Source organism: Caryophanon latum, assembly GCF_001700325.1.
Taxonomy (GTDB): domain Bacteria; phylum Bacillota; class Bacilli; order Bacillales_A; family Planococcaceae; genus Caryophanon; species Caryophanon latum.
The window spans coordinates 32,919-45,014 of record NZ_MATO01000028.1 but is presented as its reverse complement, the minus strand read 5'-3'; the positions used below and the strand labels follow the sequence as shown (position 1 = coordinate 45,014).

The following is a 12,096-nucleotide window of genomic DNA, read 5'->3' as shown; positions in this document are numbered from 1 at the left end:
ATTGTCTTTTTTATCTGAATGAACAGTTTTTTCTGTCAATTAACGAATTATTCACACTACAAAGAAAGTTGACGTTTCAAGTAGTAATTGCGCACCAAATTTTATATATGTAGACGGTGAATATTAAGCGTGTTAATTAGCCAATCAATTGTCAGAAGCGTATTTCGGCTCGCTTACTGCCATTAACATGCAGCATTAATTTCCAATTTTTTCGCTAAAAACAGCCGATTTCACTGTATATAAATAGCTAATCAACAAACTTGGGGGAATATATTTTAGCATTTTGTTAATCGGCTCTCCACATCGAGGCAAGCTTTCCGCGGGCTCGGCGGCGAACACGATGTTGGTCATGAAGGCGATGACTCGTGTAGTGGCGTTTACTGCCTTCCGCGAGCCTTTCGTGTCGTGCTCATGCCTCTGCGATTACTCGAGGCAAAAAGAATTTTCGCTATTCCCGCTGGAGTCCGCCTCTCGTTTCGAGCCTCGTTCGCACTGTAAATTTCAATCACCTTGTATATATACAAAAAAGCTGCCCGAAAAAAATCGGACAGCTTTCAATATCATTACGCTTGCTGCTCACGTAACGTTTGTAATAATGTTGTGAAATCTTCTGGTAATGGTGCTTCAAATTCTAAATATTCACCTGTCGTCGGATGCGTGAAGCCAAGCACACCTGCGTGTAACACTTGTCCGTTAAACTCAACTGTTTTACGTGGACCGTATTTCGGATCACCTGCAAGAGGGAAATTAATGTAGTTCATGTGTACACGAATTTGGTGTGTACGACCTGTTTCAAGACGGCACTCTACAATTGTGAAATCTTTACCGATATGATCTAACACGCGGAAATGCGTAACAGCGTGCTTCCCTTTATCAACAACTGCTTGTTTTTGACGGTCTCGTTTATCGCGGCCGATCGGTGCATCAATTGTGCCTTTTTCATGTGCGATATGTCCGTGTACAAGCGCTGTATAACGACGTGTCACCGTTTTCGCTACTAGCTGATTCACAAGCGATTCATGTGCGATGTCGTTTTTCGCAACCATTAATAAGCCTGACGTATCTTTATCAATACGGTGAACAATCCCTGGACGTAACACGCCGTTAATGCCTGATAAATCCGTACAATGGTGCATTAAGCCGTTTACGAGCGTATCATTTAAATGCCCTGGCGCTGGGTGTACGACCATGCCGCGTGGTTTATTAACAACTAATACGTCTGCGTCTTCATACACGATTTCTAAATTCATATTTTGTGGCACAACGTCTAATATTTCTGGGTCTGGCACGTCAACTGAAATTTCATCGTTTAGTTTTACTTTATATTTCGGTTTTACTTGCTCGCCGTTTACAAGCACGATGCCATCCGTTGCCCAGTTGCCGATTTGTGTGCGTGACCATTCTGGCTGGATGCTGCTTAGCGCCTTGTCGATACGCTCGCCTGCGAATTCCTCTGTAATAATTAAAGTTTGTACTGTCATTGTTTCACCTGTTCCTTCTGCTCGTCTTTTTCAAAAAGTACGAGAATAAATAATAAAATAACGGCAATCGTTAATGCCGCGTCTGCGATGTTGAAAATCGGGAATTCATAATTAATGATTGGGATGAGTACGTCGAAGAAATCGACTACTTCTCCGCGGAATAATCGGTCGATAAAGTTACCGATTGCACCACCTAATAGCAGCATTAAGGTCATCTGCATAAACGGCTTGCCTTTTGCCTCTGTATGGTTGAAATAAATGATCCCGATAATTACGGCGATCGTTACAATTGTAAAGAACCACATCTGTCCTTCAAGAATGCCCCATGCTGCTCCGCGATTGCGATGCGATAAAAACGCAAACCATGGCTCCCAAAGTACGATGCGTTCTCCTAATTCCATATTTTTAACGACTAACCATTTCGTCCATTGGTCAATCAATATAACGAAAAATGCAAGTGCATACATTTTTTTCACGAATTACGCCCTCCTACTCATACGTCCTTTATTTTAACATAGCTATTCCACTATGTCCTACTGAAAAGAAAAAAGCGTACTTCCTCATGAAAGGAAAATCGCTTTCTATAACATAAAAATCGTGCCCAAGCCATTTTAGCCTGGACACGATTGTTTTATTAAATAGACTCCGCTTCTTTTGAGTGAACTTTTTTCATGAAATCGTTCACGTCTGCTGGTACGCGACGGTCAATTAATGACACGATAATTACCGCTAAGAAACCGGCTGGTACTGTTACGATACCTGGTACTTTGAATGTTAAGAAATCCGGTACTGTTCCAGGTAAGAAAATCATCCACATCGATACGATTAAGCCGACTAATAAACCTGCAATCGCACCTTTTTCAGTCATGCGGCGCCACCAAATACCTAATATAAATATTGGAGCAAACGTACTCGCAGCTACTGTAAAGGCGAGTGCTACTAAGTGACCAATCGATGCATCTTTTACTAATAAACCAAGTGCTCCGTATACGACTGCTAATACTAAAATCGCGACTTTACCAGCCATTACACGTTGCTTTTCTGTCATATCTTTTTTGATGAATGTTCCGTATAAATCATGGGCTAATGCACCCGAACTTGCAATGAATAAACCTGAAAGATTTGAGAATACTGCGGCGAATGCTCCGGCAATTACGAGACCGAGCAGCCACTCCCCACCAAGTGCTTGCGCTGTTGATGGAATAACCATGTTATTACCGCCTGTTACCATGTCGGACATAACTTGGTCACTCGCTTCTCCACTAATAAAGATGCCACGTCCAACTGTTCCTAAGTATACAGCGAATAAGAAGAACACAGAGGCGATACCAATTGCCATCAGTGCGGACTTACGCGCAGCCTTCGCACTCGGATTGGTGTAGAAGCGCAGTAAAATATGCGGTAAACCAATTGTCCCTAATGCTAATGCGATTGTAATGCTAATTGTATCCCAGAATGTTGGGAAGTAGAAGCCTGTACCAGACCATGCTTCACCATCTACTTCAACATCTTTGCCGTCTAATGCGTACGGTGATGTATCCGCGATTGGACCTGTTACAGAGTTAATGCCATCTAATACTTTGTCATAATGTAAGCCGCCATAAATCGCAACGACCGCCATAATAACGAATGCGGCTAAACGAATCCATAGCTCAAGCGCTTGGTTAATTGTCGTACCTTTCATCCCACCAACACCTACGTAGAAAATCATAACTGCACATGTGAAGATGATACCGAATTCATACGACGTACCGAAGAACATACTTAAAATTTGTGCAGCACCAAGCAATTGTGGTGCAGCGTAGAAGCCTGAAATTGAGAATACAACAAGTACAGCGACTAAGCGAGCACGTTTACTGTGGAAACGATAGCCTAAAAAGTCTGCTACTGTGTATGCACCGAATCGACGTAATGGACCTGCAACGAAAATGGCAAGTAACGTTAATCCGATTGAGAAACATAACGCGTAATACGCACCGTCATAACCTAGCTGGAACGTTAAACCAGCGATCCCTAAAAACGTTGCAGCACTTAAATAATCTCCACCGATTGCAGAGCCATTTGTGAACCAGCCAAAGCCACGTCCACCTACGAAGAAGTCTGAAGCGTTTTCGTTTTTCTTCGTCAAATATGTTATGTAAACAATCGTTCCCATAAGAATGATTGTCAAAAGCATTTTAGGAGATAGTAACGTTTCGAGCATCCTCATCATCCTCCTTCACCGGCTGTAATTTTTCTACGTTCTTTAAACGACGCTCATATAGCACTGTATGAATCAATGCAATGATAAACGCCATCGCCATCGTCACAAATGTTGTTAAAAACCACGTTAGTGACATGCCACCCCAAATTGGCTTAAATGCGATTTCTGGGAAATACCAGTTCAACACTGGAATTGAGAAAATAAAGGTGAAATAAATTGCCGTAAGAATGAGCCCTGTCGTTAACTCCCCGCGCATATTCTCTTTAATTTGCGGATCTAGCGGTGGCAAATCGTCAAACTTCACTGTACTCGCTTCAACGTAATCATAATCTTGATATTCTGCTGCCATGAACATAACCCCCTTTGTCTGTTACCTTTTATCGATAACGGTTTTCGTTTCACGTATTCGAGAAAATCTGCCCCTTTTTACAGAATTTCACTGAAACGGTCTTACTCATTAGTTTAAAATGTAACAGCTCGAAACACCTTACACTTTTTCGCTACAATAGTGCATTTTTTAACTGTTTAATGTAAAATATTTATAAGCAATCATACAAAGGAGGCTGTTTATGTTTCGCATTTGTAGTCATATTCATAATCAAACGTTATTGCATAAAATTAATACATGGCTAGATGAACTCGCTCCAACTCGTGTTCAATTCGTCAATTCCATCGAAAATGCGCATGTCTACATAAAAGAAATTACAACATTATTTGATTGGATTATTATTCGCAGGCTTCAAAAGGCGCATGCAACGTGCATTATTATCCCATTACTTCAAGAAAATCTCGCGTACTCTGCGCCAATCGCGATTGATTTACAGCTTACATATTTATTAGTCGAACCGATTCAAAAGCATAAGCTATTACGCGCTATGCGTAAAATTTATACACATATAAACGTTGAACAACAAACAGCTTTCAACTATAACGATTTATCTATTGCACTAAAAGAAAAAGATTCATTGTACTATGACACGCTGCTTCGTCATTTAATTCGTCATGAATTTCAAGATGAGACGCAATTTTTAGAAGCGAGCAAACATATTTCGATGGAGCAATTTCCAAACACCGTACTATTTTATCAAAGTTTTTCTGTTGAAAATGATAAAAGCTGTAGCATCATTTACGATACGCTCCGCCAATACATAAACGCTCCACTTCATTTTTTACCATTTGGCAAACATTTAGCCATTTTACTGCATGTGCAACAATCTTATAATAGCTTCCAACAATGGTCAGAAGGGACAAGTACATTCGAACAAGCAATTGAACAGCTGAAGCGAGAAGGCATTTATTCATACATTGGCATCGGGCAAACGTTTCGCGATCCACTTCAGCTACACATGTCGTATGCTCAAGCAAGGCTCGCTCGCCGCAAGCCACCTGCAAACTGGATTCATATGCGCTATTACGATGAACTGCCGAAGCACGACAGCATTTTGCAGGCAGTCCAATATATCGAAGCGCATTGCCATGAATCAATCAGCATTAGCCGCGTCGCTCAAGAAATCGGCTTTAGCGCACCATACTTTGGCAAGATGTTTAAAAAAGAAACCGGGTTATGCTTCCCTGAATACGTGTCGTATACGCGCATTATTCAGTCGCTCTTACCGCTTCGACGCACGACACAAACGCTCGAGCAAATTTCAGCAGAGTACGGCTTTAATACACCGAACTACTACAGCGGTACGTTCAAAAAAATTGTCTCGCTGTCGCCGAGCGAGTACCGACAGACGACGGAGATTTTATTTAATTGATTACTATAGGCAGGGCGCGTTATACGGCTCGCTTTGCCTTTGCGGTTGCTCGAGGCCAATCAATTCCTCGGGCTCGGCGGCAAACAAGATGTTGGTCATGAAGGTGATGACTCGTGTAGTGGCGTTTATCACCTTCCTCAAGCTTCCGCACCGCTCATGCTTCACGGCTTACGGGGTGTTTCGGCACGAGCTTTCCCTAAAGAGTCTCGCCGCACGTGCTCTGCCACGAATATACTGCGTAGTTTTCGGAACAGCTAGGAAACAAGCGATTTTGCTGAATATAGCGTATGAATAGATGTGAATTCATTACATAACAACATAAAAAAGGAGTGTCCAAACCAGTCTATACTGGCTCGGACACTCCTATTTATTATTCTACGTCTTTATAATGCTCTTCCACAACGGTTGCACAACGCGTACATAATGTTGGGTGTACTGCGTCTTGTCCAACTGTTTCAGAAATTGTCCAGCAGCGCTCACATTTTTCACCGTCTGCTTTTTCCACTGTTAATGCATAACCGTCAAACGTCATTGCGTTCTCTGGTGCTGACTCAAGTGAACCACCTACATTAAATTGTGATACGATTGCAAGCTGTGCAAAGTTAATGCGCGCATCATTTAAAAACTCGATCGCTTCGCCGTTACCGTAAACTGTCACTTTCGCTTCAAGTGATTTACCGATCACTTTTGCGTTACGCGCTTCTTCTAACACTTTTAATACGCTATCACGCACAGCGATAATGTTTGACCATTTCGCGCGTAAGTCGTCGTAGTTTGCATGCGTTACTGCTTCTGGGAAGTCTGTTAATTGAACAGATGCTTCTTCCTTGCCTAAGTACTGCCACATTTCGTCTGCTGTATGCGGTAAAATTGGCGTTAATACTTTTACAAGTGTCATTAACGTGTCATACATTACCGTTTGCATCGCTAAGCGGCTTGCATTGTTTGGCCCTTCAATGTACACAACGTCTTTTGCGATATCTAAGTAGAACGACGATAGCTCAATTGCAACGAAGTTATTCACCGTCGTATACACTGTTGAGAAATCGTAACGGTCGTACGCATCACGAATTGTTTGAAGCGTTTCTTGTAAGCGCATGTACATGTATTGATCCATTTCGTGCATGTCGTCGTAAGCTACGCGGTCTGCTTCGTTAAAGTCAGAAACGTTACCGTGTAAGAAGCGCAGTGTGTTACGGATTTTACGGTACACTTCTGCTACTTGCTTTAACATATCCATTGAAATACGTACGTCTGCTGTATAGTCCACTGATGCTACCCATAAACGTAAAATGTCCGCACCGTATTGATCCATTACTTTTTGTGGAATAATAACGTTACCTAATGATTTTGACATTTTGCGTCCGTCGCCGTCTAATACGAAACCGTGCGTTAATAGTCCTTTGTATGGTGCATACCCGTTAATTGCTACAGACGTAATTAATGATGAGTTGAACCAGCCGCGGTGTTGGTCAGAACCTTCTAAATAAAGGTCTGCTGGGTACTGCATGCCACGCTCTACAAGTACACCTTGGTGAGATGAGCCTGAGTCGAACCATACGTCCATAATGTCGTTTTCTTTTGTGAATTCACCGTTCGGGCTACCTTCGTGCGTAAATCCTGCTGGCAATAAATCTTTCGCCTCACGCTGGAACCAAATGTTTGAACCGTGCTCGCGGAATAATGCTGATACGTGTGCAATCGTTTCTGATGTAATGATCGGCTCGCCGTTTTCTGCGTAGAAAATTGGAATCGGTACGCCCCATGCACGTTGACGAGAAATTACCCAGTCGCCGCGGTCACGAATCATGTTGTAAAGACGCGTTTCGCCCCATGCAGGTGTAAACGCTGTCGATTTTACTGCTTGTAATAATTCATCGCGGAACATATCTACTGATGCGAACCATTGTGGCGTTGCGCGGAAAATTACCGGCTTTTTCGTACGCCAGTCATGTGGATATGAATGCTTGAATTTTGACACTTTTAATAACGCACCTAACTGTTGTAACTTTTCAACAACGATTGGGTTCGCTTTTTCATAAAATAACCCTTCAAAGCCTGGCGCTTCATCTGTATAGCAGCCGCGGTTATCAACTGGTGATAATACGTCTAAACCATATAATTTACCAACGTTATAGTCGTCTTCACCGTGACCTGGTGCTGTATGAACACAGCCTGTCCCAGCTTCAGTTGTTACGTGCTCGCCAACCATTACTAATGAATCACGACCGTAAATTGGGTGAACAGCAACTAAGCGGTCAAGCTCTTGCCCTTTAATTGTTTGGATTACTTCTGGCGCTTCCCAGCCAAACTCACCTGCAACCGTTTCTAGTAGTGCTTGTGCAACGATGTATTTGCCACCATTTGCTTCAACGACTACGTAATCGATTTCTGGGTTTAATGAAATTCCTAAGTTTGCAGGAATTGTCCACGGCGTCGTCGTCCAAATAACGAACTTCGCATCTGCTGGCACTAGCCCTTTTGTATCTTTAATGCCAAACGCTACGTAAATTGAATATGACTCGACGTCTTGATACTCGATTTCTGCTTCTGCTAATGCTGATTCAGAAGATGGTGACCAATAAACTGGTTTTAAGCCTTTGTAAATGTAGCCTTTTTCCGCCATTTTACCGAACACTTCAATTTGACGCGCTTCGAATTCTGGCTTTAACGTAATGTATGGGTTTTCCCAATCACCGCGTACACCTAAACGTTGGAATTGACCGCTTTGGTTTTCGATTTGCTCGTATGCATACTTTTCACAAAGCTCACGGAACTCAGCTACTGACATTTCTTTACGGTTAACACCTTTGTTCGTTAACGCTTGCTCGATCGGTAAGCCGTGCGTATCCCAGCCTGGCACGTAATTTACGTGATAGCCAGTCATTGACTTATGACGGTTGATCATATCTTTAATGACTTTGTTTAATGCGTGACCGATATGGATGTCACCGTTTGCGTACGGAGGTCCGTCATGTAGCATGAACGTTGGACGTCCTGCTGTGCGCTCCATTACTAGCTTGTTAATGTTTAGCGCTGCCCATTTTTCCTGTGTTTTCGGCTCGTTTGCCGGTAAGTTTCCGCGCATCGGGAATGGTGTATCCGGCATGCGCAATGTTTTTTTGTACTCTACCATGTTGTTGCTCCTCCTTTAATATGTGACGCTACAAATAAAAAAACGCCCCTCATCCCTCATGAAAGGGACGAGAAGCGATTGCTCGTGGTACCACCCTAATTTGTAAGCAACTGCTTACCTCTTAGACGCTTGTAACGTTGCGTAAACGAAATTATTTACTCGAAATTCAATAATTCAGCTCCAGAGTGATGTTCATTATGACGGCATTCGTCTAGGCTTGCACTATCCCTAGCTCGCTTTACTAGCACATATCATAACTACTGTCTCTTTCATCGCCTTAATATATGTCTTTCAGTATAAAGAATTCATCTACTATACGTCAAGCACTATTCATTTATTCGTTCGGCTTTTCATCGAGAACTTCAACGATTTGACCTTCATGTACGTTTCCATCCGATACTTGCAAATCACGAACTTCTGTAATTTCCTTCTCAAGCTTTAATAAATGATCCCAGTCATCTGTTTTTAATAGCTCTAACTGTGTTTCCACAAGAATTTGGAATCGTTTGCGGAAAATGCTTGATTGCTTTTTCAGCTCATCAATTTCAATCGTTGCTTTACGCGCATTTAATAATGCCTCGTTCACGATATGTTCGGCATTTTTCTCCGCTTCTTTTACGATTAATTTTGCTTCGTTAATCGCATTGCTTCTTACGTCCTCAGCAGTTTCTTGCGCAAGTAAAATTGACGTTTGCAGCGTTTCTTCCATCTTTTGATAGTTTTCTACAACCGTTTGTGTCTTTTTTAATTCTTCCTCTAACTCACGCTTTTCTTTAATTAAAATCTCATAATCTTTAATAACTTGATCTAAAAAGTCGTTTACTTCATCCTCACTATAACCTCGGAATGATTTGGTAAACTCTTTGTTATGTATATCAAGAGGCGATAACGGCATACTAGTCTCTCCTTTTCATGTGCATACTACGTTTATTATACATTGTCGTGCACAAAGTACATAATTTTTTTTATAATAAAGCGCTAAATTCCTTACACCTTTTGTTCTAGTCGACCGACAATTAAACGAATTTTATCCTTTTTCGTACGTCCTTCTGTCGCCATCACTTTCGCTCGTCCGAAGCCACGTACCGATAAAATGTCACCTTCTTGCAACTCAAACGCCACTTGCTCACGTACTGTCCAGTTCACCTTCACCTTACCCCCACTAATGAGTGCCTGTGATTTTTGACGTGAAATATTTAACACCGTCGCCATTACAACATCTAGGCGCATTGATGCAACCGTATGCGACTGTTCAAACCATTCTTCAGCAATCGTCAGTAACGGCTCCGTTTGTATAAGCTCCTCGACTTGAACTTTCACTTTGCCGATACTCGTCACATGCAGGCGTACGTAATCCGCAACTTCAGATGCTACCGCAAATTGCACGTAGCCATCTTCAATGCGAATATCGCCAAACTTACTACGCTCGAGCCCGCTTGATAATATCGCACCGAGCACGTCTGGATGCTTTAACGTCACAAACTTCGTCGGATACTGAATTGTACAAATTGTAATTTGGAAGTCTTCCTCAGCTGGCTCATAATACGACGGATAAATGAGCAGTCGTTTGCGCTCTGCCTCAGCAAAACAGCCGAACGTCGCAATTTGTAGCTCTTTATTTTGACGTACAACCGCCTCAACGATAAATTGCTGGCGCGGGTCTAAAAAGTCTGTCAGCTTCGGTGCATAACGGTCTGCTACTTCTCGCTGCCAACCGCTCGCCTGCTCAATAAATGGCTGTTCGTCTTGTCTGAAATGCTGAATAATATGCTCCATCGCTCACACCCCCTATTTTCTATTCGACGGAACAAATAAAACGCCCGATAGTCAAGCTATTCGGGCGCTTTATTCATTTTGTTACATCAACGCAACGAGAATGTATCGTAATACAGTAATCGCGCCTTGTTGAATAAAGCTTAATAAGAAAATCGCTACGATTGGTGAAATATCGATCATACCGATTGGTGGAATGAATCGACGGAAAATGCCTAAATATGGCTCTACAAACTTCGCTAAAATCTCACCGAATTTGGATTCTTGTAACGCGGGAATCCAGCTCATTAAAATGTAAATAATAATCATAAACGAATAAATCGTAAATAATACATTTACAAACGACAAAATATTACTTGCTAATGCTACTGTCATATATTCCCTCGCTTATTATTTTATTAGCACTACACCATTCATTAACGGCGTGAACCTTTTTCGTTCGCTTCCTAATTATTCCTCAAATTAGGAAGTATCAAACATTAAAACTCTTCCATGTTTAATAATGTAGAAATTTCACCTGTTACTTCCACATCAGCTGGTGTGCATAAATAAATATCTGCACCTACGCGTTGAATGTCACCTGAAATAACGTATACTGTACCGCTTAAAAAATCGATAATGCGTTTCTTTTGGTCGTGCTCTACACGGTGTAAATTTACGATTACTGAACGACGACTTTTTAAGTGGTCCGCAATATCTCGTACTTCTGCGTACACGCGTGGCTCCACTAACGTTACTTGTGTTGCGCCACCTTTTGATGCAGCAACTGATTGTAAATTTAAAATGCTTTTTGCTTGTTCCATTGGCTGTGTAACCTCCTTTGACATTGGTTTTTGAATATCTTGCTGAACAATAGGAGGTTGCGTCGTTTCAACATTTTGCTGCACTTGCTGATCGCCTTTTTTATTATTGCGCTTCACAAGCTTTTCTTCTGCTACTTCATTTCGTTCAGAGGCAATCAAAAGCCCTTTTAATTTATCAAACATCCCCACAAATCCGTTCCTCGCTTTCTTAGCCCACTAACGCTGTGCCAATCCGAACGAATGTTGCGCCCTCTTCAATTGCAATTTCAAAATCACCAGACATGCCCATCGAGAGCTCTTTACAAGGTGCGTAATCTAGCTGTAGTGCCTGTACTTGTAGTTGCAGTTGCTTCAATTGCTGAAAGACGTTACGAATGATTGCTTCGTCCTCGGTATTAGGCGCCATCGTCATTAGCCCAACAACTTCAATATGAGTAAACGCTGTTAGCTCATGTAAAAAAGGTTGTAGTTCCTCAGGTGTTAAGCCGTGCTTAGAATTCTCACCTGAAACATTTACTTGCACGAAGCATTTCACTGTTTTTGTCGCACGCTTATTAATTTCTTCAGCTAAGCTTAAACGATCTAACGAATGAATGTAATCAACCTCGTTTACGACTTGCTTCACTTTACGTGTTTGTAGCGAGCCGATATAGTGCCATACAGCGCGTTCTTTTTCAATTTGTTGCTGCTTTAATGCTAGTCCTTCTGGGCGATTTTCACCTACATGTAAAATACCTGCTTGCAATGCTTCTTCCGTACGCTCAACGCTTACCGATTTCGTTACCGCAATACACGTAACGTCTTGTCGAGAGCGTCCTACACGCACACAAGCATCGTTTATTTTCGCTTCAATTACTTGTAAATTATTTGTAATAGCTGTCAACTTCATTACCAACTTTGCATTTTTTCTTATATTGTAACAAGCTCTCATTAAATTATC

The 12,096-nt window shown here is 41.9% G+C and carries 11 protein-coding genes and 1 other annotated feature; of the genes, 1 reads left to right on the top strand and 10 read right to left on the bottom strand.

The annotated features are described in order from the left end of the window. Positions 1-563: 563 nt before the first annotated feature. The 4 genes from A6K76_RS06515 to A6K76_RS06500 form a co-directional block, all read right to left on the bottom strand. Entirely contained in the window at positions 564-1,481 is a 918-nt protein-coding gene (locus A6K76_RS06515) for an RluA family pseudouridine synthase (RefSeq protein WP_066463277.1), read from the bottom strand. After that, positions 1,478-1,948, bottom strand: coding sequence for a signal peptidase II (gene lspA / locus A6K76_RS06510; RefSeq protein ID WP_066463421.1), 471 nt, complete (start codon positions 1,946-1,948; stop codon positions 1,478-1,480). The genes A6K76_RS06515 and lspA overlap by 4 nt, the downstream gene beginning before the upstream one ends. A 167-nt stretch (positions 1,949-2,115) precedes the next feature. Continuing rightward, a complete protein-coding gene (locus A6K76_RS06505) occupies positions 2,116-3,684 on the bottom strand; it encodes a sodium/solute symporter (RefSeq protein ID WP_066463275.1) in 1,569 nt (522 codons plus the stop codon). Continuing rightward, positions 3,659-4,033, bottom strand: a complete 375-nt coding sequence (locus A6K76_RS06500; protein ID WP_066463270.1) for a DUF485 domain-containing protein — start codon at positions 4,031-4,033, stop codon at positions 3,659-3,661. The genes A6K76_RS06505 and A6K76_RS06500 overlap by 26 nt, the downstream gene beginning before the upstream one ends. 220 nt (positions 4,034-4,253) lie before the next feature. Between A6K76_RS06500 and A6K76_RS06495 the strand changes: the two genes are divergently transcribed. Then, the gene (locus A6K76_RS06495; RefSeq protein ID WP_066463268.1) at positions 4,254-5,444 is read left to right on the top strand and encodes a helix-turn-helix transcriptional regulator; all 1,191 of its coding nucleotides are present in this window, start codon (positions 4,254-4,256) and stop codon (positions 5,442-5,444) included. Between the two features lie 370 nt (positions 5,445-5,814). Here the strand turns inward: A6K76_RS06495 and ileS are convergent, their stop codons facing one another. The 6 genes from ileS to A6K76_RS06465 form a co-directional block, all read right to left on the bottom strand. Further along, entirely contained in the window at positions 5,815-8,580 is a 2,766-nt protein-coding gene (gene ileS, locus A6K76_RS06490) for an isoleucine--tRNA ligase (protein ID WP_066463266.1), read from the bottom strand. A 60-nt stretch (positions 8,581-8,640) separates the two neighbouring features. Continuing rightward, positions 8,641-8,862: a binding site (T-box leader), on the bottom strand. 52 nt (positions 8,863-8,914) lie between these two features. Beyond that, positions 8,915-9,475 carry a DivIVA domain-containing protein gene (locus A6K76_RS06485; protein WP_066463265.1) on the bottom strand — a complete coding sequence of 187 codons (561 nt, stop codon included), beginning with the start codon at positions 9,473-9,475 and terminating at the stop codon, positions 8,915-8,917. Positions 9,476-9,567: 92 nt separating this feature from the next. After that, positions 9,568-10,356: a YlmH family RNA-binding protein gene (locus tag A6K76_RS06480; RefSeq protein WP_066463264.1), complete on the bottom strand. Its 789-nt coding sequence runs from the start codon at positions 10,354-10,356 to the stop codon at positions 9,568-9,570. Positions 10,357-10,437: 81 nt separating this feature from the next. Then, a complete protein-coding gene (locus tag A6K76_RS06475; RefSeq protein ID WP_066463263.1) occupies positions 10,438-10,728 on the bottom strand; it encodes a YggT family protein in 291 nt (96 codons plus the stop codon). Between the two features lie 104 nt (positions 10,729-10,832). Beyond that, complete coding sequence (locus tag A6K76_RS17250) at positions 10,833-11,339, bottom strand: cell division protein SepF (RefSeq protein WP_083995307.1); 507 nt, start codon at positions 11,337-11,339, stop codon at positions 10,833-10,835. Between the two features lie 25 nt (positions 11,340-11,364). After that, positions 11,365-12,039 carry a YggS family pyridoxal phosphate-dependent enzyme gene (locus A6K76_RS06465; RefSeq protein ID WP_066463418.1) on the bottom strand — a complete coding sequence of 225 codons (675 nt, stop codon included), beginning with the start codon at positions 12,037-12,039 and terminating at the stop codon, positions 11,365-11,367. Positions 12,040-12,096 lie beyond the last annotated feature (57 nt).